Origin of the sequence: Cupriavidus sp. UGS-1 (assembly GCF_021213615.1) — a bacterium.
Classification (GTDB): domain Bacteria; phylum Pseudomonadota; class Gammaproteobacteria; order Burkholderiales; family Burkholderiaceae; genus Cupriavidus.
In genome coordinates, this window is record NZ_JAJQJF010000024.1 from 17214 (window position 1) to 43939 (window position 26726).

Annotated in this window: 20 protein-coding genes and 1 tRNA gene; 6 read left to right on the plus strand and 15 right to left on the minus strand. The window is 68.7% G+C overall.

Going from position 1 to position 26726, the window contains the following annotated elements; genetic code table 11:
- Positions 1-129 precede the first annotated feature (129 nt).
- Entirely contained in the window at positions 130-1152 is a 1023-nt protein-coding gene (locus LRR16_RS22600; RefSeq protein WP_232207168.1) for a tripartite tricarboxylate transporter substrate binding protein, read from the minus strand.
- Between the two features lie 324 nt (positions 1153-1476).
- Between LRR16_RS22600 and LRR16_RS22605 the strand changes: the two genes are divergently transcribed.
- Complete coding sequence (locus tag LRR16_RS22605) at positions 1477-2178, plus strand: fumarylacetoacetate hydrolase family protein (RefSeq protein ID WP_232207169.1); 702 nt, start codon at positions 1477-1479, stop codon at positions 2176-2178.
- A 165-nt stretch (positions 2179-2343) separates the two neighbouring features.
- Here the strand turns inward: LRR16_RS22605 and ntrC are convergent, their stop codons facing one another.
- From ntrC to LRR16_RS22625, 4 genes are all read right to left on the minus strand, one after another.
- Positions 2344-4002, minus strand: a complete 1659-nt coding sequence (gene ntrC, locus LRR16_RS22610) for a nitrogen regulation protein NR(I) (protein ID WP_232207170.1) — start codon at positions 4000-4002, stop codon at positions 2344-2346.
- A gap of 104 nt (positions 4003-4106) precedes the next feature.
- A complete protein-coding gene (gene glnL / locus LRR16_RS22615; RefSeq protein WP_232207171.1) occupies positions 4107-5285 on the minus strand; it encodes a nitrogen regulation protein NR(II) in 1179 nt (392 codons plus the stop codon).
- A 10-nt stretch (positions 5286-5295) separates the two neighbouring features.
- Positions 5296-5904 (minus strand): DUF4124 domain-containing protein, encoded by a 609-nt coding sequence (locus LRR16_RS22620; protein WP_370646874.1) that lies wholly within the window; start codon positions 5902-5904, stop codon positions 5296-5298.
- Between the two features lie 138 nt (positions 5905-6042).
- A complete protein-coding gene (locus LRR16_RS22625) occupies positions 6043-7458 on the minus strand; it encodes a 3-hydroxylaminophenol mutase (RefSeq protein WP_023264285.1) in 1416 nt (471 codons plus the stop codon).
- 558 nt (positions 7459-8016) lie between these two features.
- Between LRR16_RS22625 and LRR16_RS22630 the strand changes: the two genes are divergently transcribed.
- The gene (locus LRR16_RS22630; protein ID WP_064577293.1) at positions 8017-8481 is read left to right on the plus strand and encodes a rhodanese-like domain-containing protein; all 465 of its coding nucleotides are present in this window, start codon (positions 8017-8019) and stop codon (positions 8479-8481) included.
- Positions 8482-8585: 104 nt separating this feature from the next.
- Here LRR16_RS22630 and LRR16_RS22635 read toward each other — a convergent pair whose 3' ends face one another.
- The 6 genes from LRR16_RS22635 to hrpA form a co-directional block, all read right to left on the minus strand.
- Positions 8586-9410: a molybdopterin-binding protein gene (locus LRR16_RS22635; RefSeq protein WP_006579614.1), complete on the minus strand. Its 825-nt coding sequence runs from the start codon at positions 9408-9410 to the stop codon at positions 8586-8588.
- Positions 9411-9423: 13 nt separating this feature from the next.
- Entirely contained in the window at positions 9424-10296 is an 873-nt protein-coding gene (locus LRR16_RS22640) for an EI24 domain-containing protein (RefSeq protein WP_232207172.1), read from the minus strand.
- 190 nt (positions 10297-10486) lie between these two features.
- Complete coding sequence (locus LRR16_RS22645; RefSeq protein ID WP_232207173.1) at positions 10487-11461, minus strand: sterol desaturase family protein; 975 nt, start codon at positions 11459-11461, stop codon at positions 10487-10489.
- The gene (locus LRR16_RS22650; protein ID WP_232207174.1) at positions 11461-12219 is read right to left on the minus strand and encodes a polysaccharide deacetylase family protein; all 759 of its coding nucleotides are present in this window, start codon (positions 12217-12219) and stop codon (positions 11461-11463) included. Before LRR16_RS22650 ends, LRR16_RS22645 begins: the two co-directional genes overlap by 1 nt.
- Positions 12220-12473: 254 nt before the next feature.
- The gene (locus LRR16_RS22655) at positions 12474-13463 is read right to left on the minus strand and encodes a cytochrome D1 domain-containing protein (RefSeq protein WP_023263806.1); all 990 of its coding nucleotides are present in this window, start codon (positions 13461-13463) and stop codon (positions 12474-12476) included.
- A 199-nt stretch (positions 13464-13662) separates the two neighbouring features.
- Entirely contained in the window at positions 13663-17814 is a 4152-nt protein-coding gene (gene hrpA / locus LRR16_RS22660; protein WP_232207175.1) for an ATP-dependent RNA helicase HrpA, read from the minus strand.
- Positions 17815-17837: 23 nt separating this feature from the next.
- Here hrpA and argA point away from each other — a divergent pair, with 23 nt between their 5' ends.
- Complete coding sequence (gene argA, locus LRR16_RS22665; protein ID WP_023263804.1) at positions 17838-19331, plus strand: amino-acid N-acetyltransferase; 1494 nt, start codon at positions 17838-17840, stop codon at positions 19329-19331.
- Between the two features lie 115 nt (positions 19332-19446).
- The gene (locus LRR16_RS22670) at positions 19447-19719 is read left to right on the plus strand and encodes an oxidative damage protection protein (protein ID WP_006577139.1); all 273 of its coding nucleotides are present in this window, start codon (positions 19447-19449) and stop codon (positions 19717-19719) included.
- Between the two features lie 204 nt (positions 19720-19923).
- On the opposite strand, the gene rpiA is transcribed toward LRR16_RS22670, so the two are convergent.
- Positions 19924-20610, minus strand: coding sequence for a ribose-5-phosphate isomerase RpiA (rpiA, locus tag LRR16_RS22675; RefSeq protein ID WP_006577138.1), 687 nt, complete (start codon positions 20608-20610; stop codon positions 19924-19926).
- A gap of 205 nt (positions 20611-20815) precedes the next feature.
- Here rpiA and tal point away from each other — a divergent pair, with 205 nt between their 5' ends.
- A complete protein-coding gene (tal, locus tag LRR16_RS22680) occupies positions 20816-21769 on the plus strand; it encodes a transaldolase (RefSeq protein WP_064577306.1) in 954 nt (317 codons plus the stop codon).
- Positions 21770-21811: 42 nt separating this feature from the next.
- Here tal and LRR16_RS22685 read toward each other — a convergent pair whose 3' ends face one another.
- From LRR16_RS22685 to rnr, 3 genes are all read right to left on the minus strand, one after another.
- Entirely contained in the window at positions 21812-22555 is a 744-nt protein-coding gene (locus tag LRR16_RS22685) for an NAD-dependent deacylase (RefSeq protein ID WP_232207176.1), read from the minus strand.
- A 26-nt stretch (positions 22556-22581) separates the two neighbouring features.
- Positions 22582-23328: a 23S rRNA (guanosine(2251)-2'-O)-methyltransferase RlmB gene (rlmB, locus tag LRR16_RS22690; RefSeq protein ID WP_006577134.1), complete on the minus strand. Its 747-nt coding sequence runs from the start codon at positions 23326-23328 to the stop codon at positions 22582-22584.
- 380 nt (positions 23329-23708) lie between these two features.
- Entirely contained in the window at positions 23709-26381 is a 2673-nt protein-coding gene (gene rnr, locus LRR16_RS22695) for a ribonuclease R (protein WP_232207177.1), read from the minus strand.
- 70 nt (positions 26382-26451) lie between these two features.
- Between rnr and LRR16_RS22700 the strand changes: the two genes are divergently transcribed.
- Positions 26452-26538 (plus strand) — tRNA-Leu (locus LRR16_RS22700).
- The last annotated feature ends 188 nt before the right edge of the window (positions 26539-26726 follow it).

Below are 26726 nucleotides of genomic sequence, written 5' to 3' on the forward strand. Positions count from 1 at the left end.
TGCGGAAATGATCGGTTTCGCGAATGCCTGTCAAACGATGTCGTCCCCGCGCAGGCGGGGACCCAGTGACTTAAAAAGACGCTGGGTTCCCGCGTGCGCGGGAACGACGAGATGAATGCGGAATCGGCTTCAGCTGTCCGATTCGATGCCGGCGTCGGTGATCACCTTCTGCCAGCGGCTGACCTCGTCGCGCAGCCGCTCGGCGGCCTTGTCCGGCGTGGTCGCGGGCAACGCGTAGACGCCCTGCTGCAGCAATTGCGCCTTGACCGCCGGCATCTGCAGCATCTTCGCCAGCGCGGCGTTCAGCCGCTGCACCACCGGCGCCGGCGTGCCGGCCGGCGCCAGCACGCCAAAGGTCGAGCTGACATCGAGCGCCGGCATGCCGCTCTCGCCGGCCGCCGGCACGTCCGGCAGCATCGAGATCCGTTTCGCCGCCGCCACCGCGACCGGCCGCAGCTGGCCGCTCTTGATGAAGGGCTGCGCCGCCGGCACGGTCTCGACCATCATGTTGACCTGTCCGGCGACCAGGTCGGTCATGGCCGGGCCGCTGCCCTTGTACGGCACGTGCACCATGTCGATGCCGGCCTCCTTGCGGAAGATCTCGGCCGCCATCCGCTGCGGCGCGCCGGCGCCCGAGCTCGCGTAGTTCAGCTTGCCGGGATTGGCCTTGCCGTACTGGATCAGCTGCTGCAGCGTGGTGACCGGCAACTGCGGATTGACCACCACGACCAGCGGCACCGAGCCGACCACCATCACCGGCACGAAGTCCTTCAGCAGATCGTAGCGCAGCCGCCCCTTCTCCAGCGTCGCCATCGTCGAATGCGAGGTCAGCGCGCCCATCAGCAGCGTGTAGCCGTCCGGCGCGCTCTTCGCGACCGCCTCGGCGCCGATATTGCCGCCGGCGCCGCCGCGGTTCTCGACCACGACCTGCTGTCCCAGCGCCTCGCCGAGCCGTGCGGCGACGATGCGGCCGATCACGTCGGTGGCGCCGCCCGGGGGATAGGGAATCACCAGGCGCACCGGCTTGTCCGGGTACGCGGCCAGGGCGGCGGGCGCGAGCGCGGCCCATAGCGGCGCGGACAAGGCGAGCAGGCCGGCGCGCAGCCAGGTCCGGCGGCGTCGCTGGAATGAGGGGATCGGCTTGGTGGTCATGGGGTCTCCTGGATCTCGTTGTCGTGGGCGCTGTCCTCGGGCCTTGCGTGGGAACGCATCGAGGCACGGGGCGCCGTGACGGCAAGTGTGGAGACGGGCGGCGGGCGGAAGAAGCGGTTGCCGCACCGATTAACCAAAAAATTATTTTGGTCCGGGCGGATCGCGCTGGCGAATCATCGATCGGAGTTTTTGATGCTCAGCGCCAAAATCATTCGTTTCATATCGCGAGTCCTGCTCAGTACAATCGGCCTGGCTTCGCGCGGATCTCGCCGCTGTCGACGACCCTCGCCCAACCCTTCGCTTCGCTCTCAATTCCATCACACCATGACCGAATTCGTGATTCCGCCCGTTGAACAAGCCAGCGTCGCCGTTGCCGGCAGCCACGCCCGCTTTCCGATCCGCCGCGTGTTCTGCGTGGGGCGCAACTACGCCGCCCATGCGCGCGAGATGGGCAAGGACCCGGACCGCGAGCCGCCGTTCTTCTTCACCAAGCCGGCCGATGCGGTGGTGCCCGCGCAAGGCACCGTGCCCTACCCCCCGCTGACGGACAACCTGCACCACGAGATCGAAATGGTGGTCGCGATCGGCACGGGCGGCACCGACATCGCCGTCGAGCGCGCGCTGGATCATGTGTGGGGCTATGGCGTCGGCGTGGACCTGACGCGCCGCGATCTGCAGGATGTCGCCAAGTCGATGAGCCGGCCGTGGGACTGGGCGAAGGCCTTCGACGCGTCCGGCCCGTGCGGGCCGCTGCAGCCGGCCAGTGCGGTCGGCCATCCGGCCCAGGGCCGCATCTGGCTCGAGGTCAATGGCGAGGTGCGCCAGCAGGGCGACCTCGACGAGATGATCTGGCCGGTGGCCGACGTGATCGCCTATATCTCGCAGAGCGTCGCGCTGGCCCCCGGCGACCTGATCTTCACCGGCACGCCGGCCGGCGTCGGCAAGCTGCAACCGGGCGACGCCGTGCGCGGCGGCGTGCAGGGGCTCGGCGAGTTCGTGTTTACGGTGGGTCAACGCCGCGGTTGAGCGCGGACGCGTCTTTCGCTGTCATTCCCGCGCAGGCGGGAATCCAGCGTCGTTTTCAAGCCGCTGGGTCCCCGCCTTCGCGGGGACGACAGCGCCGCCAAGCAAAAAGGCCACGGCATGGGACCGTGGCCTTTTGTTTGCGTGGCGGCAAGCACCACGCAGCGTTCAATCGAAGCCCAGCTCCTGCAGCTTGCGCGTGATGGTATTGCGGCCGATGCCGAGCCGGGTCGCCGCCTCGACGCGGCGGCCGCGCGTGACGCCCAGCGCGGCCTCCAGCACCGCCTTCTCGAAGCGGCGCGTCAGCAGGTCCATCACCTCGGGCTGGCCCGCTTCCAGCATTGCGCGCGCCTCGCCCGCCAGCAGGCTTTCCCAGCCGGGGGCCGGCGCCGAAGGCAGCGCGCCCGCGGCGCCGAAGCCCGGCGCCAGCCGGCCGCCGTAGGCCGGGCCTTCCGCATCGGCTGACAGCGTGGCCGTGCCATCGGCGGCAAACCCGCCCGCCATCGCACCGGCGATGCCGCCCGCCACGCCTCCCGCCACGCCGCCCGCCAATCCGCCAGCCATGCCGTTGCCCAATGCCCCCGCCTCGGCCGCCTCGGCGCCGCCCTGCGCGTCGCGTTCGGTCACGCGCGCGCCGCCGTAGCCGGCCATGCCGGCCTGCCCGTCCGGGGCACCGCCGCCGATCATCTCGCGCGGCAGATCCTTGACCTCGATGGTCTGCGCCGGCGCCATCACGGTCAGCCAGTTGCACAGGTTTTCCAGTTGCCGCACGTTGCCGGGGAACGGCAGCGTGCTGACGTAGGCCAGCGCCTCGTCGGACATCCGCTTCGGTTCGACGCCCAGTTCCTTGGCGCTCTTCTGCAGGAAATGCCGCGCCAGCAGCGTGATGTCCTCCGGCCGTTCCCGCAGCGGCGGCAGCCGCAACCGGATCACGTTCAGGCGGTGGAACAGGTCCTCGCGGAACAGTCCCTCCTTGACGCGCGTTTCAAGGTTCTGGTGCGTGGCGGCGATCACGCGCACATTGGCGCGCAGCGGATTGTGGCCGCCGACCCGATAGAAGTTGCCGTCCGACAGCACGCGCAGCAGCCGCGTCTGCAGGTCGAACGGCATGTCGCCGATTTCGTCGAGGAACAGCGTGCCGCCCTCGGCCTGTTCGAAGCGGCCGCGCCGCATCGTCTGCGCGCCGGTGAAGGCGCCGCGCTCGTGGCCGAACAGTTCGGACTCGAGCAGGTCCTTCGGAATCGCCGCGGTATTGAGCGCGATGAACGGGCCGTTGGCACGCGGGCTGTGCTTGTGCAGCGCGCGGGCGACCAGCTCCTTGCCGGTGCCCGACTCGCCGGTGATCAGCACCGTCACGTTCGACTGCGACAGCCGGCCGATCGCGCGGAACACGTCCTGCATCGCCGGCGCCTGGCCGAGGATCTCCGGCGCGTCGAGCAGGCGGTCGTCCATCTCCTCCTCGCGCAGGCTTTCCTCGAGCGCGCGGCGGATCAGCTCGACGGCCTTGTCGACGTCGAAGGGCTTGGCCAGGTATTCGAAGGCGCCGCCCTGGAAGGCCGCGACCGCGCTGTCGAGATCCGAATAGGCGGTCATCACGATCACCGGCAGGCCCGGATGGCGGGCCTTGATCGCCTGCAGCAGATCGAGCCCCGAACCGCCGGGCATGCGGATGTCCGAGATCAGGACCTGGGGCTCGTCTTCCTCGAGCGCCGACAGCACGTCGCGCACATTGGTAAAGCTGCGGGACAGCAGGCTCTCCCGGGCCAGGGCCTTTTCCAGGACCCAGCGAATAGATTGATCGTCGTCGACTATCCAGATCGGCTTCATGTGCGTCGCTTGTCTGCTCGGTGTTTCGGAGGTCCGCCTTCGCTGCGCTGTTCAGCCCGCCGCCCGGCGGGGGAGGCATCGATCGTCAGCCGATCTCGGGCGATTCAGCGCAGCGGCAGCAGGATGCGGAAATCGGTACAGCCGGGCCGGCTCTCGCATTCGATCAATCCCTCGTGCTGCTGCACGAAGGTCTGCGCCAGTGTCAGACCGAGCCCACTGCCGCCATCCCTGCCCGACACCAGCGGGTAGAAGATGCGTTCGCGAATATCGTCGGGAATGCCCGGACCGTTGTCGATCACATGCAAGTCCAATGCCAGCTTGTACAGCCGCTTGGCGATCGTGACCTGGCGCGCGACGCGCGTGCGCAGCACGATCTGCGCATCGCCGCGCGCGATGCGCTCGGCCAGCGCCTGCGCCGCGTTATGGACGATGTTGAGCACGGCCTGGATCAGCTGCTCGATGTCGCCCGACAGCTCGGGCAGGCTGGCGTCGTAGTCGCGCACGATCTCGAGGCCATTGGGGAATTCGGCCAGCACCACCGAGCGCACCCGCTCGAGCACCTCGTGGATATTGAGCTCGCGCACGATATGCGGATGCCGGTGCGGTTCGAGCAGCCGGTCCACCAGCGTCTGCAGGCGGTCCGATTCCTTGATGATGACCTGCGTGTACTCGCGCAGGCTGCGCTCGGGCAGCTCGAATTCGAGCAGCTGCGCCGCGCCGCGGATGCCGCCCAGCGGGTTCTTGATCTCGTGGGCCAGATTGCGGATCAGCTCCTTGTTGGCCGAGGTCAGGTCGAGGATCCGTTCCTCCCGTTCACTGCGGACCTTCTGCTCGTTGGGCAGTACCTCGACCAGCGCGGTGCCGGGGCTGGCGTCGATGCCGCCGATCACCACGTGCGCGTGCATCGGCTCGCGCAGCGGCGGTTGCAGGACCACGTCCTGGCGCCGCGCGTCGACCTGGCGCGCCAGCACCGAATCGATCATCGCGTCGAGCTCGTCGGCGCGGCCGAACAGCGCCGACAGCGACAGCTCCAGCATCGATTTGCGCGAGAGGCCGAAGCTCGCCTCGGCCGCCGGGTTCGCATAGACGATCCGCATGCCGGGCTGCGCGACCAGCAGCACCGGGTTCGGCATCATGTCGAGCCCCCCGGCAAGTCCGGTCAACGCGGCCAACGCGGGCGCCACCGGTGGCGCGGCGCTTGCCGGCGACCCGGTGTCGTCGTCGGCCGGCGCGCGTTCGCCGCCGCCGACCTTGCGTGAAACGCTGCGAATCAGGCGGCGCATCGATCGATCCTCAGTCCTTCAGGTTGGCCAGCTCGCGCCGCAGCGCGGCCGCATTGGCCTCGCTGCGCGCGATGTCGTCGCGCAGCGCGGCGGTCCGGTCCAGATAGCGCTGGTAGTTGCGCTCGTCGCCCTGCCGCTCCGGCTGGCCCTCGTTGAATTGCGCACGCAGCGCGGCCAGCTTGGCCTGTTCGCTGCGCAGCTCCTCTTCCAGCACCGCGCGGCGTTCGCCGTCGCGGCGGCGCTGCGTGGCCGCGTCGATGCGCGGGAAGTTTGCCGCGGCGGCGCCATCGGGCGGGGCCGCACCGGCACCACCGCCGCCGCCACCGCCGCGTGACGGCTGGCGGGTCACCGGCACGGTCAGCACCTCGGGCAGGTCCAGCCGCCTGCAGCCCTTGCCGCCGTTGCCGTTGCGGTATTCGGGCACGCCCTTCGGGCCGCTGCAGACGTAGATCTCCGAGCCGTTCGGCGCGGCCTGCGCCGCTGCCGGCGACACGCCAGCGGAACCGAGTGCCGCGGCGACGCCCAACAACAGGGCGGCCGATGCACCGGGCCGGGCAGGCGGCGCCGATCCGGCACCGGGGCGGTGCGGCAAGCGGAACGAAGACAGGGTCGCGGTCATGGACGGGCGTCGCATCAAGAGGCATCGAGATCGGAGGAAGCCCAATTCTAGCGAGCCAAACAAAAAGGGACAGCCGAGGCCGCCCCTTCCTGGTGCAACAAGCACGGTGTGCTTACAGCGCGTGCTGGCAGCGAGCGCTTACAGCGAGTAATACATCTCGAACTCGAGCGGATGGGTGGTCATGCGGAAGCGGGTCACTTCCTCCATCTTCAGTTCGATGTAGGCGTCGATCATCGTGTTGCTGAACACGCCGCCACGGGTCAGGAACTCGCGGTCCTTGTCGAGGTACTCGAGGGCCTGATCCAGGCTCGCGCACACGGTCGGGATCTTGGCATCCTCTTCCGGCGGCAGGTCATACAGGTTCTTGTCCGCGGCTTCGCCTGGGTGGATCTTGTTCTGCACGCCGTCCAGGCCGGCCATCATCAGCGCGGCGAAGCCCAGGTACGGGTTCATCAGCGGATCCGGGAAGCGCGTCTCGATGCGGCGGCCCTTCGGGTTCGCCACGTACGGGATGCGGATCGAGGCCGAGCGGTTGCGGGCAGAGTAGGCCAGCTTGACCGGGGCTTCGAAGCCCGGCACCAGACGCTTGTACGAGTTGGTACCCGGGTTGGTGATCGCGTTCAGCGCACGGGCGTGCTTGATGATGCCGCCGATGTAGTACAGCGCGAACTCCGACAGGCCGGCGTAGCCGTTGCCCGCGAACAGGTTCTGGCCGTCCTTCCAGATCGACTGGTGCACGTGCATGCCCGAGCCGTTGTCGCCGACCACAGGCTTCGGCATGAAGGTCGCGGTCTTGCCGTAGGTGTGGGCGACGTTCTGGATCACGTACTTCTGCAGCTGTGTCCAGTCGGCGCGCTGCACCAGCGTGCTGAACTTGGTGCCGATCTCGTTCTGGCCCTGGCCGGCCACTTCATGGTGGTGGACTTCGACGGGGATGCCCAGCGATTCCAGGATCAGGCACATTTCCGAACGCATGTCCTGGAACGTGTCGATCGGGGCGACCGGGAAGTAGCCGCCCTTCTTGCCCGGACGGTGGCCGCTGTTGCCGTGCTCGAATTCGCGGCCCGACGACCACGGCGCTTCCTCCGAATGGATCTTGACGAAGCAGCCCTGCATGTCGACGTTCCAGGTCACGCCGTCGAAGATGAAGAACTCGGGCTCCGGACCGAAGTAGGCGGTGTCGCCCAGGCCGGTGCTCTTCAGATAGGCTTCGGCGCGCTTGGCGATCGAACGCGGGTCGCGGTCGTAGCCCTTGCCGTCCGACGGCTCGACCACGTCGCAGGTCAGCACCAGCGTCGGCTCTTCGTAGAACGGGTCGATATGGGCGGTGTTCGGGTCCGGCATCAGCAGCATGTCCGAGGCCTCGATACCCTTCCAGCCAGCGATGGACGAGCCGTCGAAAGCATGGCCGCTCTCGAACTTGTCGTCACCGAAGTGCGAGGTCGGCACGGACACGTGCTGCTCCTTGCCCTTGGTGTCGGTGAAACGGAAGTCGACGAACTTGACGTCGTTTTCCTTCACCAGCTTCATCACATCTGCAACGCTCTGCGCCATGCCTATCTCCTGGTAATTCGGCTGAGTTCAGTTGGAGCCATTCACGTGCCGGCCGCCGGGGGCGCATCGCTGCCGCCTGCCGGCGGCGACCGGCCTTCAAAAGGACGAAGCATGTTAGCAGAAAGCATGCCAACGTCCGCACGGATTTGGCGCGGCGGTAACGCGCGCGCCGCGTCCACGACCGGCCGTTCCCGCAATCTGTGCATCGGCGCGGGAAGGCGGCCTCGCACCGCGTTGGCGCACGGACCGGGACGGATGCCGGCCACGCCGCAACAGCGCGCCGCTTGCGCGGCCGCGGCGCCGTCCGGCCAGCCGCGCACCCCAAACCGGTGCATCGCCGCCGTCGAATGCACCGTCATGGTGCCACCAGCACCATGCTGGCGCCAGCACCGGATTTCGGACCTGTCGGCTGGCCTCGCACTGCGGCCGCGCCGCGCCGGCGGAGTAGAATAACGGTCTTTGCAGCAGGCGTGGCCGCGATCGGCGTCACGCCCGTATCGATCCCAACCCGCGACCCAATCCCGCGATCCAAACCCGCGATTCAAACCGCCCCTTGCAATGACCACCCGAGACGCGCTTCTGCAGGCCGCCAACGCGCGGCAACAACAGGACCAACTGCCCTACTACGGCGCGCTGACGCCGCAGCAGGCCTACGATCTGCTGCTGGCCGATCCCGCCGCGGTGCTGGTCGACGTACGCACCCAGGCCGAGCTGGACTGGGTCGGCGGCCCGGACGTGCCGGAGCGCCAGTCTCTGCATGTGGAATGGTCCGGGTATCCGGGCGGCGCGCAGAATCCGCGTTTCGTCGAGGAACTGAAGGCGAAGGTGCCGCAGGACGCGCCGGTGCTGTTCCTGTGCCGCAGCGCGGCGCGCTCGAAGCACGCCGCCCGGGTCGCCACCGAAGCCGGCTACCGCTACGCGATCGATGTGCTGGAAGGCTTCGAAGGGCCTCGCGACGAACACCATCACCGCAAGACCGTCGAGGGCTGGTGCGTGCGCGGGCTGCCTTGGCACGGGGCTTGAGGACTGGACAGTGTCGTCCATGCGCTTGTTTTCTCCCCTCTCCCGCCGTGCGGGAGAGGCGAGCAAACCCGGCGAGACTGGCAGCGCAATAGCCTACGGCCTGTTCACCCAGCGCTGACGCCCGCCCCCGCGTTCTCCACTACCTCGAATCCCATCGCGCGCACGCCGTCGCGCAGCATCGCGTAGGCCGGCTCCACCAGCGCGGGCGTGCCCTTGACGCCCAGATCGATATGCCGGCGCGCATAGAGCTCGCCGCGCTGGGCGTCGCCGACCGACGGCAGGCTGAACACGCGCACGCCCGGGAAGGCGGTCTCGACCTGCTCCATCAGCGGCGTCAGCGTCGATTCGGGCGCCTCGAACACCAGGAAAGCGCGCTCGACATGCTGGACCTGGTGGAACAGGTGCGAATACTCGTTGTCCAGCACCCACTCCATCATCGGCCACGCCATTACCGGGAAGCCCGGCATGAAGTGGTGGTGGCCGATCGAGAAGCCCGGGATCCGGTTGTAGCTGTTGGGGATGATGCGGGCGCCCCGCGGAAACTCGCCCATCTTGAAGCGATGCTGGTTCTCGGGCAGCGACAGATCGGCCTTGACCGGGTCGCCGCCCGCCGTTTCCGCGATCCGCTGCGCGATCAGCTCCCGCGCCTCGGGATGCAGCTCGAGCGGCACGCCCAGCGCCGCGGCCGCGCACTGGCGCGTGTGGTCGTCAGGCGTGGCGCCGATGCCGCCGGTGCAGAACACCACGTCGGGGCCCGCCAGCGTGCGCCGCAGCGTCGCGGTGATGCGCTCGCGTTCGTCGCCGACATACTCGGCCCATTGCAGCGCCAGTCCGCGCTCGGCCAGCAGCGCGATCGCGCGCCGCATGTGCTTGTCCTCGCGTCGTCCCGACAGAATCTCGTCGCCGATCACGATCAGGCCGAAACCCATGATGCCCCTCTTTTCAGGATGATTCGATGCGGCGCACGTCCGACGGCGCCAGCTCAATGACGTCCGGCCCGGCCGGGGGCGGTGCCACCGACTGCCGCTCGGCGCGCAGCTGGCCGAGCGCGTGCAGGCAATAGTGGCCGAACCACAGCGCCGAGAAGATGAAGATCAGCGCGTAGAGCCACAGCGCGCCGGCCAGCACGAACGGAAACAGGAAGATGATCGCCGCCGAGGATACCCACAGCAGCGTCGGCGCCGAGCCCAGCAGCCCGACCACCACGCCGATGATCAGCAGCGGCATCCGGTGGCGCCGCATGATGGCCTTGCGCTCGTCGGCGCTGGCATGGTCGGCCAGCGCGTCGTAGGTCATCACCCGATAGGTCAGCCAGCCCCACAGCAGCGGCGGCACCAGCGCGAAGAACGGCGGCACCAGCCACAGCGGCAGCGAGATCAGCACCAGCAGCAGGAACACCCCGGTGCTCGACAGCGAATGCCAGACGCTGCCCAGCACGCTGCCGCCCTTGCTCTTGGCCAGCTCCGGATAGCTGCGCTCGAGAAAGCGCACCGCCGCCGGCACCGACCACAGGCCGATGAACAGCAGCAGCGAGGCCACCGCCAGCGGAATCGTCAGCGCGACCACGAACAGCGGCGCCACCACCGCGCGCAGCGACGACAGGCCGAACCAGTCGAGCGCGCCGTAGATCCAGCTGGTGAAGATCGAGGTTTCGAGGAAGCCGCGCGCGGCGGTCATCACCGGATCCCAGGTGAAGTACAGCAGGCCGCCCCACAACACGGTGGCCAGTACGAAGGGAATCACGGTCAGCGCCAGCATGCGCGGATGCAGCTGGCTGATCAGCGCGCGGACGAAGGAGCGGACGAGGTCGTTCATGCAATGCGAAGGTCGAAACGGATCGGCGCGGGTTCCGATGGCGTCATGCCGATGGCGTCATGCCGATGGCGCAGGCCGCGCGCAGCGGGGCGGCGGCCGGCCGGCGGGGCCGATTCAGGTGGGACAGACTAGCACACGTGCCGGCAACGCATCGTGTCGGCGCGGCATGGCGCCGCCCACGGCAGCGAACTCAGGCGCGCCGGAACCAGCGCTTGATGCCGTACCACTGCTGTTCCAGCAGGCCCGCACCGTAGTCGCGCCCACGCCCCGCCGGCGGCGGCAGCTGGTCGCGGATGCCGGTGGCCTGGTAGTCGCCGACGAAGCGCGCGGTGCCGAACAGCATGTCCCACCAGGGGAACAGCACGCCGTAGTTGCAGCCGCCCAGCCGCGCCGGCTGTCCGTGCGCCTCGTGGCCGATGCCGATCGCATGATGGGTGCGGTGAAAGCGCGGCGATACCAGCAGGCGCTCGCCGATGCGGCCGAAATGCAGCCGCACGTTGGCATGCTGCAGGCTCTGCATCAGCTGCGACAGTGCCACCAGCAGCAGGAACTGCGACGGCTCGACGCCGATCGCCAGCGCGGTCAGCGCGAACACCAGGCTGCGCAGCAGGTCGTCGAGCAGATGGTTGCGGTTGTCGCTCCACAGCGTCATCTGCCGCTGGCTGTGATGGACCGCATGCAGGCACCACCACCAGCGCACGGTGTGCGACAGCCGGTGATACCAGTAGCCGAGCAGGTCGAACAGCAGCAGATAGACGAGGAAGCTGACCAGCGGCTCGCTGGTGACCCCGGGCCACCAGTCCTCGACGTTGATCCGCTGCCAGCCGGCCAGGTGCAGGCGCCCTTCGATCGCGTCGACGACCGGATCGAGCGTGAAGAACAGCACCAGCCGGAACAGGCCGAGCCGGTGGATCATCGTGTACAGCATGTCGGTGCGGATCGCGGCGCGATCGGTGACCGGCTCGACCGGACGCAGCCGCTCCAGCGGCCACAGCAGCGCGACCATCACGGTCAGCTGCAGCAGCCCGACCACCAGCCATTCGGTGCCGGTGAACGCGTCCTCCGCATAGCCGCCGAGGCCGAGCGCGTAGACCACCGGCAGCACCACGTGCTGGAATAGCGCGCCCTCGAGATCGCCGAGCCAGGCGTCCAGTGTCTGCAGCATCAGTTGGCCCCTTTGCCGTTGCCGGCCGGGCTGGCCTGGCGGTAGTCCGGATGCTCGCGCAGCGTGGCGAAGCAGAAGCCCTTGCGGCGCAGCCCCTCGATCAGCGGCTCCAGCACGGCCGGCGCCCACGGATCGCGGCGAGACCAGATACCAAGGTGCGCCATCGCGATATCGCCGTCGCGCAGGTCGCGCAGCGCCCGCGTCAGCAGCGCGGTGTTCGGATAACGATCCGAATCAAGTTCGTCGCCGAGAAAGCCCGCCTGCGCCCAGCCGACATGGCGATAGCCGCATTGCCGCGCCCAGGCCAGCGTCTGCGGCGCGGTGCGGCCGCCGGGCGCGCGCCACAGCGGCTCCATGCCGACCCCGGCCAGGCGCTGCAGCGCGGCGGCGCTGCGGTCCAGCTCGGCGCAGAAGGCGGCCTGGTCCATTGCGATGTCCTGGCCGGCCTTCGGGCCGAACTGCGGCCGCATCACGACCTTGCCGCCGCGCGTGCTGCGCAGGTACACGTGGTCGAAGGTGTGCGAGCCGAATACGTGGCCGTCGGCCGCCAGCGCCTTCCAGTACGGCGCCCAGCCCGGATCGAGCGAATGGTCGCCACGCACGGTCGGCTCGTTGGCCAGGAAGAAGGTCGCGCGCACGCGCTGGCGGCGCAGCACGTCGGCAATCAGCTGCGCCTGGCTCATGCTGCCGGTGTCGAAGGTCAGGTACAGCGTGCCGGCACGGCAGTCGTCGGGCGCGGCATGGGCGGTGGGCGACATGACCGTCAGGCAGGACGTCAACAACGCGGCAATCGTGCGACTGCGTCCGGCGCGGCGTTTCTCGATTGACGATGGGGTCCTCCCTCTCCCCCTCAGGGGGGAGAGGGTTGGGGAGAGGGGGTGGTTTCCGGCGGTGGTGACATAGCCCACGCCGCTTGCCCTCTCCCCCGCCCCTCTCCCGCTGGGCGGGAGAGGGGAGAAAACCGACAGCATCGATACCGGCAGCAGATGGCCGAGCTTCATGCCGCCCCCCTTTAATACAGCGGCGCCCGCGTGCGGAAATAGATGCCGTGCGGCGAGCGTCCGACGCGGATGGTCTTGATCAGCTTGCGGCTCGGCACGTCGATCACGCCGACCGACCGGGCCCAGCGGAAGGTGACCCACAGCGTCTTGCCGTCGGCGGCCAGTTCCATGTCGTCCGGTCCCGGCGGCAGGCCGGTGATGTCGCCGACCTTGGTCAGCGTCTGCTGGTCCAGGATGCTGATGGTGCCGGAGACGCGGTTGGTCAGCAGCAGATGGCGCTTGTCGCCGAGCGCGCGGAAGTTGTGCGCGCCCTTGCCGGTCTGGATCTGCTTGACCACCGCGCGCGTGCGCCAGTCGATCACGGCGACATAGTCGGCGCCGGTCATGCCGACCAGCAGATAGCGCTGGTCCGGCGTGATCCAGATACCGGCCGGCGCCGAACCGGCCTCCATGCGCCACAGCAGCGTCTGCGTCGGCAGGTCGATCGCCGCGACCTCGTTCGAGTCCTGCAGCGTCACGAAGGCGATGCGGCTGTCGGCGGTGAAGGCGATATGGCTGGGCGTGCGGCCCAGTGGCAGCTGCTTCGCCGCCTTCAGCGCGCGCCCGTCCCAGCGGTACAGGTCGACGCGGTCGAGCCGGTTGCCGGTGACGACGAACCATTTCTGGTCCGGCGAGAAGCCGATGTGATAGGGATCGTCGATGTCCGGCACGCGCTGCTGGACCCGCCCGCTGACCGGATCGAGGAAGACCAGGTCGTTGCCGACCGCGTTGGCGACGATCAGCGAGCGATCGTCGGGCGTGGCGATCAGGTGATGGGGCTCCTTGCCCACCGGAAAGGTCTCCAGCACCTTCTGGCTGTCGCGGTCGATCAGGGTAACGCTTGCGTCACCCGAATTAAGTACCACGACGACTTCGGCATGGGCCGACAGGGCTGGCAATGCCGCCGCGCCAAGACAGGCCCAGGTCAGACAGGCAGCGACGACACGGCGAAAGGCGGGCATAGACACGGCGAACGGAACGGTTGGCGGACCGTTCGGAACGGTCGGCAAAAGGTAGGAACAAGGAAACGGATCAGGCGGAAGGGCACGGTCCGAAGGGTCCGGTTGCCCCCGGATAATGCGACCGCCAAGGCCCACGCATTCTAACGTCGAGCCCCACCGTTTCGATGACCGGATGCGCCAAAATCGTGCGCCACCCGCCCTACCGTTGCATCGACTCCCACACCTTCTGCAGACGCTTGACAGACATCGGCACTGGCGTTCGCAATTCCTGCGCGAACAGCGCGATGCGCAGCTCCTCCAGCATCCAGCGGAATTCCTCGAGCCGCACGTCCTCGCCGCCCCTGGCCTGCCGCCGCTGCTTGTCCGCGCGCTGCCACTGCTGCAGCAGCGGCGCCATTTCCTGCTGCCGCTGGGTATCCCGGGACGGATCGCCCTTCAGCTTGTCGATCCGCATCGCGATGCCCTTCAGATAGCGCGGGAAATGCACCAGCCTGTCGTACGGCGTCTCGGCCAGGAAATGCTTGCCCATCAGCTGCGACAACTGCGCCTGCATGTCGGCGTGGGCGGCGGCGAAGGGCTTGGCCTGCAGCAGCTTGCGCGGCAGCGCCGCGTACTCGGCCAGGATGGTGCCCGCCAGCCGGGCGATCTCCTGCGCCAGCAGGCCGAGCCGCCCGCGGCCCTCCTCCTTGCGCGCGGCGAACTCCGCCTCGTTGCGCGGCAGCGGCGCCTGCATGCAGGCGCGCTCGAGCGCCAGCGTCACGATCTGGTCGCGCAGCATGTCCTGCGTGCCCAGCGTCATGTACTGCATCGCCATCTGCGACAGGCCGGGGATGTTCTTCTGCACGAACTTGACCTGCTCGCGCAGCTGCAGCGCGAACAGCCGCCGCAGCCCGGCATGGTGCAGCCGCTCGGCCTCCTGCGGGTCGTCGAACACCTCGACGTCGCAGTGGGTGTCGCGGTCGACCAGCGCCGGGTAGCCGAACAGCGTGCGGTTGCCCTTGCGGATCTCCAGCAGCTCCGGCAGCTCGCCGAAGGTCCACCCGGTCAGCCCTTCGTACTGCGCCGCCTCGGCGACCGGCGCCTCGCGCGCGACCAGGCTCTGGAACGACTGCTGCGCCTGCCCGCCCAGTTCGGCGCGCAGCTGGGCCAGGTTGCGGCCCATGTCGAGCTGGCGGCCGTGCTCGTCGACCACCTTGAAGTTCATGAAGTGGTGGGCCGGCAGCGTCTCGAGCTTGAAGTCCGCGCGCCGGATCATCGTGCCGGTCTGCTCGCGGACATCGGCAATCAGCACGTCGATCAGCTCGCCCTCGCCGAACGGCCGGCGCTCGACGAAGCCCGCCGCATAGTCGGGCAGCGGCACGCAATGGCGGCGCAGCTTCTGCGGCAGCGACTTGAGCAGCAGGTGCACCTTCTCCTTGATCATGCCGGGCACCAGCCAGTCGGCGCGCTCGGGCCGAACCTGGTTCAGCGCGTACAGCGGCACCGTCAGCGTGACGCCGTCCCGGTGGCTGCCGGGCTCGAAGTGGTAGCTCAAACCCATGTCGACGCCGGCGACGTTCAGCGTCTTCGGGAACAGGTCGGTGGTGATGCCGGCCGCCTCGTGCCGCATCAGCTCTTCGCGGTTCAGGTACAGCAGCTTGCGGTCGCCCGCGCTCTCCTTCTGGTACCACTGCTCGAACTGCGTCTGCTGATGGATGTCGGCCGGGATATGGCGGTCGTAGAACGCGTAGATCAGCTCGTCGTCGACCAGCACGTCCTGCCGGCGCGCCTTGTGCTCGAGGTTCTCGATCTCGCGCACCAGCCGCTGGTTGTGCGCGTAGAACGGCAGCCGCGTATCGAACTCGCCTTCGACCAGCGCGCGGCGGATGAACAGCTCGCGCGCCTCCCGCGGATTCATCGGGCCGTAGTGCACACGCCGATGCTGGTAGACCGTCAGCCCGTACAGGGTGGCGCGCTCCATCGCCAGCACCTGGCCGGCCTTCTTCTCCCAGTGCGGATCGCTCCAGCTGACCTTCAGCAGATGGCGGCCGACCTGCTCGAGCCAGTCCGGCTCGATGCGCGCCAGCGTGCGCGCGAACAGCCGGCTGGTCTCGACCAGCTCGGCGGCGACCAGCCAGCGGCCCATCTTGCGCGCCACCAGCGAGCCCGGCCACAGGTGGAACTTGATGCCGCGCGCGCCAAGGTACTCGCGGCCGCGGCCGTCGGCCTCGTCCAGCTTCTGGCCGATATTGCCCAGCAGACCGGTCAGCAGCGCCTTGTGGACCTGCTCGTAGGTCGGCTCGCTGTCGTTGAGCTTCCAGCCCTGCTCGGCGACCGTGGTCAGCAGCTGCGAATGGACGTCGCGCCATTCGCGCAGCCGCAGATGCGACAGGAAGTTGGCGCGGCACTGGTCCTGCAGCTGGCGATTGCTCTTCTTGTGCGCGACCGCGTCCTCGAACCACTTCCACAGCTTGACCCAGCCGAGGAATTCCGAGCGTTCGTCCATGAACTTGCGGTGCGCCTGGTCGGCGGCCTCCTGCGCCTCCTGCGGCCGGTCGCGCGGATCCTGCACCGACAGCGCGCTGGCGATGATCAGCACCTCGCGCAGGCAATGCTGGTCGCGCGCGGCGAGGATCATGCGGGCCACGCGAGGGTCCAGCGGCAGGCGCGCCAGTTGCTTGCCGAGCGGCGTCAGCGCATTGGCCTCGTCGACCGCGCCGAGCTCCTGCAACAGCTGGTAGCCATCGGCGATCGCGCGCCCGAGCGGCGGCTCGATGAAGGGGAACGACTCGATCGCGCCGAGGCGCAGCGCCTTCATCCGCAGGATCACCGCGGCCAGCGACGAGCGCAGGATCTCGGGATCGGTAAAGCGCGGGCGCGCGGCGAAATCGGCTTCGTCGTACAGGCGGATGCAGACGCCGTCGGCGACGCGGCCGCAGCGGCCGGCGCGCTGGTTGGCGGCCGCCTGCGAGATCGGCTCGATCTGCAGCTGCTCGACCTTGTTGCGATACGAATAGCGCTTGACGCGCGCCAGGCCCGTGTCGACCACATAGCGGATGCCGGGCACCGTCAGCGAGGTCTCGGCGACGTTGGTGGCCAGCACGATGCGGCGGGCGTTCGACGGCTTGAACACGCGCTCCTGCTCCTGCACCGACAGCCGCGCGAACAGCGGCAGGATCTCGGTGTGCGGCGGATGGTGCTTGCGCAGCGCCTCGGCGGCCTCGCGGATCTCGCGCTCGCCGGGCAGGAACACCAGCACGTCGCCGGGGCCGAGCCGGCTCAGCTCGTCGACCGCGTCGACGATGCCGTCGTACAGGTCGCGCTCGCGCGCCTGGGCCGCCTTCGCCGGGCCATCGCCGGCCCTGGCACCCTTGTCGCCCTTGTCACCCTTGTCACCCTTGTCGCCCTTGTCACCCCGCTGGTTCGCGCCGCCTTCGTCGGCGATCGGCCGATAGCGGACCTCGACCGGATACAGCCGCCCGCTGACCTCGATCACCGGCGCCGGCTTGCCGCCGCTGCCGAAATGCTCGGCGAAGCGTTGCGCGTCGATCGTCGCCGACGTGATGATGACCTTCAGGTCCGGGCGGCGCGGCAGGATCTCCTTCAGGTAGCCCAGCAGGAAATCGATGTTCAGGCTGCGCTCGTGCGCCTCGTCGATGATGATCGTGTCGTAGGCGCGCAGCAGCGGATCGGTCTGCGTCTCGGCCAGCAGGATGCCGTCGGTCATCAGCTTGATCGACGCGCCGGGCGACATCGTGTCGTTGAAGCGCACCTGGTAGCCGACGTGCTCGCCCACCGGCGAGCCCAGCTCCTGCGCGATGCGCTTGGCGGTCGAGGTCGCGGCGATGCGGCGCGGCTGGGTATGGCCGATCAGGCCGCCGCGGCGCCGGGGCTGACCGTCCTTGTCCTGGTCTTCGCCCTTCCCTTCGCCCTTCCCTTCGCCCTTCCCTTCGCCCTTCCCTTCGCCGTTCCCTTCGCCGCAGGCGGCATCGGCGCGCGCCGGTCCGCGGCCGATCGACAGGCAGATCTTGGGCAGCTGCGTGGTCTTGCCCGAGCCGGTCTCGCCCGAGACGATCACCACCTGGTGCTGCTCGATCGCGCGCGCGATCTCGTCGCGCCGTGCCGAGACGGGCAGCGCTTCGGGGAAGGTGATCGGCGGCAGCGGATTGGCGAGCACGGCGCGGCGCGCGGGCCGGCCTTCAAATCGGCGTTCGGGCTTGCGTTCGGGCTTGCGTTCAGCCTGGTCTTCGGTCGGACCCTGGGACGAGCCCTCGGAGCGGCTCTTCGATGGGCCCTGGGACTGGCGTGCGGACTGCGGTCGGGACGGCCTGCGGCGCGGGGCTGCGGGTGGGACGGGGCGTTGTTCGGACATTGGCGGGGATTATAATCCGCGCCATGAACGCCAGAACCGCCACGACCCCGACAGCCGGCACGCACAACGACGCCGCCGGCGATCCCCTGCCCGACCCCGCCGCCGACGCGCTCGATCCTCCGGCTGCGACCGTGGCCGTTCCCCCCACCCCTGCCGATGTGCCGAGCGTGCCGAGGGCACCGGCCACGCCCGAGCGCGCCGCGCCCGGACCGGACCGCCAGCAGTTCGTCGACTGGCTGCGCGCGGTCGCGCCGTATATCCACGCCTTCCGCGGCAAGACCTTCGTGATCGCCTTCGGCGGCGAGCTGGTCAAGGCCGGCATGCTGAACGCGCTGGTCAACGACGTTGCGCTGCTGCACGCGATGGGCATGCAGATCGTGCTGGTCCATGGCTCGCGTCCGCAGGTCGAGGAACAGCTGGCGCTGCGCCAGGTCGAGTCGCGCTTCGTCGACGGCCTGCGCATCACCGACAACGCCGCGCTCGAATGCGCGAAGGAAGCGTCCGGCGAACTGCGCCTCGATATCGAGGCCGCCTTCAGCCAGGGCCTGCCCAATACGCCGATGGCCGGGGCGCAGCTGTCGGTGGTGTCGGGCAACTTCGTCACCGCGCGTCCGGTCGGCATCGTCGAGGGCACCGACTACCAGCACACCGGCCTCGTTCGCAAGATCGACGGCGACTCGGTACGCATGTCGCTGCAGCACGGCAAGATCGTGCTGCTGTCGCCGCTGGGCTTCTCTCCCACGGGCCAGGCCTTCAACCTGTCGATGGAAGATGTCGCCAGCGCGACCGCGACCGCGCTGAAGGCCGACAAGCTGATCTTCATCACCGAGGTGCCGGGCGTGCTGGACCCGGTCGGCAAGCTGATGCCCGAGATGTCGCTGCGCACCGCGGTCGAACGGCTGCAGAACAACCATCTGCCGCCCGACGTCGCCTACTACCTGCAGCATCTGGTCAAGGCGCTGAAGGGCGGCGTGCCGCGCGCGCACCTGATCCCGTTCGACATGGACGGCTCGGTGCTGCTGGAACTGTTCCTGCACGACGGCGTCGGCACGATGGTGTCGGACACCGACCTCGAGAGCCTGCGCGAGGCGACGCTCGACGACGTCGGCGCGATCGTGCAGCTGATCGCGCCGCTCGAACAGGACGGCACGCTGGTGCCGCGCGGCCGCCATCTGATCGAGCGCGACATCGCCAACTTCTCGGTGATCGAGCACGACGGCGTGCTGTTCGGCTGCGCCGCGCTCTACCCGTATCCGCGCGAAGGCATGGCCGAGATGGCCTGCCTGACGGTGTCGCCCGAAGCCCAGGGCACCGGCGACGGCGAACGGCTGCTCAAGCGCATCGAGCGGCGCGCCCGCGCGCTGGGGCTGGAGCGGCTGTTCGTGCTGACGACCCGCACCGAGCACTGGTTCCTGAAGCGCGGCTTCGTGCGCGCCAGCGTCGACGACCTGCCCGAGGACAAGCGCAAGCTGTACAACTGGCAGCGCAAGTCGATGGTGCTGATGAAGAAACTGTAAGGGCGGTAGGGGCGGCGCGCGGCGGACGCGCCCGCTTCGCTACAATGGCCGCCGGACGAACGCGCCACGACATCGCACCGCGATCACACGAACAGAACGATAGAAGGAGTTCCCCATGGCCCGCATGGTCCATTGCGTCAAGCTGAACAAGGAGGCCGAGGGCCTCGATTTCCCGCCGCTGCCCGGCGAACTGGGCAAGAAGATCTGGCAGAACGTGTCGAAGGAGGCCTGGGCCGGCTGGCTCAAGCACCAGACCATGCTGATCAACGAAAACCGCCTGAACATGGCCGACGCGCGTGCGCGGCAGTATCTGCTGAAGCAGACCGAGAAGTACTTCTTCGGCGAAGGCGCGGACCAGGCGGCGGGGTATGTGCCGCCGCAGGCTTGAGTCGGCTGCAGCCGTCGACATCCCGTAGGTGTTCTCCCTCTGCCCCTCAGGGGGAGAGGGTCGGGGCGAGGGGGTGGTTTCGAGCCGCTGCGGCATAACGACCGCCTAATGCCCTCTCCGCTGCCCCTCTCCCGCGAGCGGAGAAAAGAAAAAGGCGCCAGGTTTCCTGGCGCCTTTGTCGTTTATGCGGGCTGACGAATCGGCTCAGAAATCCGTGCGCCGCACCCCGTCGGCCGTGCCCAGCAGCAGCACGTCGGCGCCGCGCAGCGCGAACAGCCCCACGGTCACCACGCCGGGCAGCTGGTTGATCGCCTGCTCCATGCCCTTCGGATCGCCGATGGCCAGGCCGCTGACGTCCAGGATCACATTGCCGTTGTCGGTCTTGTAGATGCCGCCTTCCCTGGTCATGCGCAGGCGCGGCTGGCCGCCCAGCGCCGCCAGCTGGCGCGCCACCGCGGCGCGCGCCATCGGGATCACCTCGACCGGCAGCGGAAACTGGCCCATCACGCCGACCAGCTTGCTGGCGTCGGCGATGCAGACGAAGGTGCGCGCCACCGAGGCGACGATCTTCTCGCGCGTCAGCGCGCCGCCGCCGCCCTTGATCATCGCGCCGCTGGCGTCGATCTCGTCGGCGCCGTCGACATAGACCGGAATCTCGTCGACCTCGTTCAGGTCCAGCACCTTGAAGCCGTGCTGCTGCAGGCGGCGCGTCGAAGCCTCGGAGCTCGATACCGCGCCGGCGAAGCGGTCCTTGAAGCGCGCCACCGCATCGATGAACAGGTTGGCGGTCGAACCGGTGCCGACACCGAGCACCGCCCCTTCCGGGACTTCCTTCTCGACATAGTCCGCGGCGGCCTGCGCCACCTGCGCCTTCAGTTCATCCTGAGTCATTGCCTGCTGCCTTCGGCGCCGCCGCGAACGGGTGCGGTACGGTGCGGCGCCGGAAAAGTCGGTTGCGGAAACCGCGTAGTGTAACGGATTGCGCCCGGGCCGCCAGGGGTCCCACAATGGGCCGGTACAATGAACCGATGCGGCACCGATGCAGCCCCGCTGCGGCAGCCCCGTTCCGATTCCTTTCCCGTCCGACGCAATCATCATGAACCAGCTAGCGCAACTGAAGCAGTTCACCACCGTGGTGGCCGATACCGGCGACTTCCAGGCGATGAAGCAGTACACGCCGCAGGACGCCACCACCAATCCGTCGCTGATCCTGAAGGCCGTGCAGAAGCCCGAATACCGGCCGCTGCTCGAGAAGGCCGTGCGCGATCATCACGACGCCGGCGTCGATGCCGTGATGGACGCGCTGCTGATCGCCTTCGGCGGCGAGATCCTGAAGATCGTGCCGGGCCGGGTGTCGACCGAGGTCGATGCGCGGCTGTCCTTCGATACCGCCGCGACCGTCGACAAGGCACGCCACCTGATCGCGCTGTACGAACGCGCCGGCGTGCCGCGCGAGCGCGTGCTGATCAAGATCGCCTCGACCTGGGAAGGCATCCGCGCCGCCGAGGTGCTGCAGCGCGAGGGAATCCGCTGCAACATGACGCTGCTGTTCTCGCTGGTACAGGCAGTCGCCTGCGCCGAGGCCGGCGCCCAGCTGATCTCGCCGTTCGTCGGCCGCATCCTCGACTGGTACCGCAAGCAGGCCGGCGACAAGTGGAATCCCGACGCCAACAGCGGCGACGCCGATCCGGGCGTGCATTCGGTGCGGCAGATCTACGACTACTACAAGCGTTTCGGCTACAAGACCGAGGTGATGGGCGCGAGCTTCCGCAATACCGACCAGATCCTGTCGCTGGCCGGCTGCGATCTGCTGACGATCAGCCCCGAGCTGCTGGAGCAGCTGGCGGCCAGCACCGCGCCGGTCGAGCGCAAGCTGTCGGTCGACGATGCGCAGGCCGGCCATATCGCGCGCGTCCATTGCGAAGAGCCGGCCTTCCGCTGGCAGCTGAACGAGGACGCGATGGCCACCGAGAAGCTGGCCGAGGGCATCCGCGCGTTCGCGGCGGATGCGATCAAGCTGGAACGGCTGATCGCCGAGACGTTCTCCTGAAGACGGGCGCGGCGCGGCTCCGCGGGCCTGCCGGGCCTTGCGTCAGGCGCCCGCCCCGTCCCACAGCATCGGCAGGCATTGGCCGGCCGGTGCCGCCAGCACCAGGTCGGCGGTCGCGTCGAGCGCCGACGGCTGCGGATTGACGACGATCACGCCGGCGCCATGGTCCTTGGCCAGGCCCGGCAGGCCGGCCGCGGGATAGACCATGCCCGAGGTGCCGACCACCAGGCACAGATCGCAGGTCTGCGCCGCATGCTCGGCGCGGTAGCGCGCCACGCGCGGCAGGTCCTCGCCGAACCACACCACGCCGGGCCGCATCGGCGCGCCGCAATGGATGCAGCGCGGCGGGCTGCGGCCGTCGTCCGGCGCGGCCTCGCAGCGGCCGCAGCCGTCCAGCCATTTGTTGGCGAACAGGTTGCCGTGCAGCTCGATCACGTCGGGGCTGCCGGCGCGCTGGTGCAGGCCGTCGACGTTCTGCGTGACCAGCGTCACCTTCTTCTGCGCGGCCAAAGCGACGATTGCATGATGCGCGGGATTGGGCTGCGCCGCCGCAACCAGCGCGCGGCGATGCTGATACCAGTCCCAGACCAGGCCGGGCTGGCGGCGGTAGGCCTCCTCGGTGGCCAGTTCCTCGGGATCGAAACGGGCCCACAGGCCCGTCAGCGCATCGCGGAAGGTCGGCACGCCCGACTCGGCCGAGATGCCGGCACCGGTCAGCACCAGGATGTCGTTGGCGGCGGCGATGCGCCGCCGCGCGTCGGCCAGGTCGGCGGCATCGATCAGCATCGCGCCCCCTTCATTGAACCGTCCGCTCAACGCGCCACGGCGCGGCGCTGGCGCACCGCTTCATAGAGGCAGACGCCGCTGGCGACCGACACGTTCAGGCTCTCGACGCCGCCTGCCATCGGGATCGACACCAGCTCGTCGCAGGTCTCGCGGGTCAGGCGGCGCATGCCCTCGCCTTCGGCGCCCATCACCAGCGCGGTCGGGCCCTTCAGGTCGATGTCGTAGACGGTGCGCTCGGCGCCGTCGGCGGTGCCGACCACCCAGATGCCGCGCTCCTGCAGTTCGCGCAGCGTGCGCGCCAGATTGGTCACGGTGATATAGGGCACGGTCTCGGCCGCGCCGCTGGCCACCTTGGCCACCGTCGCGTTCAGGCCGACGCTGCGGTCCTTGGGCGCGATCACCGCATGGGCCCCGGCGCCGTCGGCCACGCGCAGGCAGGCGCCGAGATTGTGCGGGTCGGTGACGCCGTCGAGCACCAGCAGCAGCGGCGTGCCTTCGATGCCGTCGAGCAGTTCGTCGAGATTGAGCGCCAGCGACACGTCCTCGGCGCGAGCGACCACGCCCTGGTGGCGGTCGGTGCCCGCCATGCCGCGCAGGCGTTCGGCATCGACCGGATGGAGACGCACGCCGAGTCCCTCGGCGAGGCGGATGAAGTCCTGCATGCGGCGATCGCGCCGGTTGGACTCGATATAGACGTCGGTAACGCCGGCCGCGTCCTGGCGCAGGCGCGCGGTGACGGCGTGAAAGCCGATCAGAAGTTTTTGTTTGGCCATGGGCGGGATTGTACCCGTCCGAGCTTGCCCTCCCCCCACCCTTCTCCCCACCCCTCTCCCGCTTGCGGGAGAGGGGAGTGAGGTCTGCATGCGGCGGCGCGATGCGGGGCTCCGTCTGATGGAAGCGTTCACGGCATCCGCATGAGCGGCAGTCGGAGGGGACCGCCTTGCTTTCCGCTCCCGCTTGCGGGAGAGGAGAGTGAGGTCTGCATACGGCGGCGCCTTGCGGGGGGCGCGGCTTATGGAAATCGCGGCGTTCGCACGAGGCGCACTCGCGGATGGCGCGCCGTCTTGCTTCCGTATTGCTCCCCTCTCCCGCTTGCGGGAGAGGGGCCCGGGGGAGAGGGCAGCGGCGGTCAATGCGCCACCGCCCGCGTGGCTCACCGCGTCCGCGTGGACTTCTTCGACGCGGTCTTGCGTGCCGTCTTGCCGGCGGCCTTGCCGGCCCGCTTGGCGGTCGACTTCGCCGCCGTCTTGTCTCCCGCCCTGCCGCCCGCCCTGCCGCTTTCCTTGCCCGCCGTCCTGGCCACCGCGCCGGCCGGCTTGGGCTTGGCCGCGCGCCTGGACGGCTTGCCGGTACCACCGGCGGTACCGCCCTCCGGCCTGCCCTTGATCGGCGTGATCACCGCCTCGAACACCGGTTGCTCCTCGAACACGCGATCGAGCGTTTCGTCGAACGACTCCTCGGGCTTGGAGGTGCCGCCCAGCAGCGCCGCCAGCTGGCGGCCCTTCTTGCGCGCGGGCAGCGCATGCGCGGCGGGCACATGCGGCGCCGGCTCGGTGGTCGGACGCGCGCGCAGGCTCTTGGCCGACGGCTCCTGCACCAGGCGGAAATCGATCTTGCGGGCGTCGAGGTCGACGCGCGAGACCTGCACGCGCACGCGATCGGTCAGCCGGTAGCGGATGCCGGTGCGCTGGCCGCGCAGCTCGTTGCGCGCCTCGTCGTACTCGAAGTAATCGCTGCCCAGCTCGGTCACGTGGACCAGCCCTTCGACATACAGCTCGTCGAGCTGCACGAAGATGCCGAACGACGTCACCGCGCTCACCGTGCCGGCAAACTCGTTGCCGAGCTTGTCGCGCATGAAGTAGCACTTGAGCCAGGCCTCGACATCGCGCGAGGCCTCGTCGGCGCGGCGCTCGTTGGCCGAGCAGTGCAGCCCGAGCTCGTCCCACACCGCTTCGTTGCGGCGCGCGCGGCCGGCCATCTTCTCGGCGCGCGCGGCCTCGTCCTTGGCCTGCATGCGGCGGGCCTTCGGCGAGACTGCGGTATTGAGCGCGGTGCCCGGGGCGAAGGCCGGCTGGTACTTGGTGTGCGCCAGCACCGCCTTGATCGCCCGGTGCACCAGCAGGTCCGGATAGCGCCGGATCGGGCTGGTGAAGTGGGCGTAGGCCTCGTAGGCCAGGCCGAAGTGGCCGATGTTGTCGGGGCTGTAGACCGCCTGCTGCATCGAGCGCAGCAGCATGGTCTGCAGCATCGGCGCATCGGGACGCGCCTTGATCTTGTCCATGACCTCGGCGTAGTCGGAGGCCTGCGGCTTGTCGCCGCCGCCCAGCGACAGGCCCGAGGTCTTCAGGAACTCGCGCAGCGCCTTGAGCTTTTCCTCGCTGGGGCCGGCGTGGATCCGGTACAGCGCCGGATGCTTGAAGCGCTCGAGGAAGTCGGCCGCGCAGACGTTGGCGGTCAGCATGCATTCCTCGATCAGCCGATGCGCGTCGTTGCGCGTGCGCGGCAGGATCTGTTCGATCTTGCCCTGCGCATTGCAGACGATATAGGTCTCGGTGGTGTCGAAGTCGATCGCGCCGCGCTCGCGGCGCGCCTTCAGCAGGACCTGGTACAGCTCGTACAGGTTCTGCAGATGCGGCACCAGCTCGGCACGCTTGTGGGCCTCCGGACCCTTGGTGTTGGACAGCACCGCCCAGACCTCGTTGTAGGTCAGGCGCGCGGCAGAATGCATCACGGCGGGATAGAACTGGTAGGCCTTCAGTTCGCCCTTGGCGGTGATCACCGCATCGCAGACCATGCACAGCCGGTCGACCAGCGGGTTCAGCGAGCACAGGCCGTTCGACAGCTTCTCCGGCAGCATCGGAATCACGCGGCGCGGAAAGTAGACCGAGGTGGCGCGGTCGAGCGCGTCGGCGTCCAGCGGCGTGCCGGGACGCACGTAGTGCGAGACGTCGGCGATCGCGACGATCAGGCGCCAGCCCTTGGCGCGGCCGATCTTGACCGGCTCGCAATAGACCGCGTCGTCGAAGTCGCGCGCGTCCTCGCCATCGATCGTCACCAGCGGCACGTCGCGCAGGTCGATGCGGTGGTCCAGGTCGGCCTCGCGCACCTCGTCGGGCAGTGCGGCGGCCTCGCTCTGCGCGCCCGGCGAGAACGTATGCGGCACGCCGTACTTGCGCACCGCGATCTCGATCTCCATGCCGGGGTCGTCGATCTCGCCCAGCACCTCGACCACGCGGCCGACCGGCTGCACATAGCGGTCCGGATATTCGACGATCTCGACGCTGACGACCTGGCCGACCTTGGCCTTGCCCTGCGCCCGCGGCGGGATCAGGATGTCCTGGCTGATGCGCTTGTCCTCGGGCGCCACCACCAGCACGCCGCCCTCGCTGAGCAGGCGGCCGATCACGAAACGGTTGGCCCGCTCGACGATCTCGACGATCTGCCCTTCGGGACGGCCGCGGCGGTCGTAGCCGATCACGCGCACCTGCGCACGGTCGTTGTGCATCGCCTTCTGCAGCTCGCGCTCGGGCAGGAAGATATCGTCCTCGCCGTCGTCGCGGATCAGGAAGCCGAACCCGTCACGGTGGCCCTGCACGCGGCCGACCACGAAATTGGGCTGATGGGCGAGCTCGTAGCGGCCCTTGCGGTTCAATTCGATCTGGCCGTCGCGTTCCATCGCGGCCAGCCTTTTCTGGAAGCCGTCATGCTCCTTGCGCGTGACGGCGAGGGCCTTGGCGATGTCGCCGGCCGACAGTGGCGAACCGGAGGTACGCAGGACGCCGAGGATTTCTTCCCGACTCGGGATCGGATAGTTGTTCTGATTCAATTTCTTCTAAAGAGGATTTGACAAATCGATTGTCGTCGCTATAATGAGCGCTTCGGTTGTTTCGACACCTGCCCAGGTGGCGGAATTGGTAGACGCACTAGGTTCAGGTCCTAGCGGTGGCAACACTGTGGAGGTTCGAGTCCTCTCCTGGGCACCAGATCAAAAAACCCGCATCGCTTTCCGGCGCTGCGGGTTTTTTCTTTCCCGCGTGCATCTGCGTTTCCATCCGGACCGCTTGCGCGTTCTGCTTTGATCGGGCCATTGGCGCTCCAGTTCGGCGCCGCGAGCGCCGGTTGCCCCGGATCCCCGGGATCGCGTCCCGACGAATTCCGACCATGTGCCGAC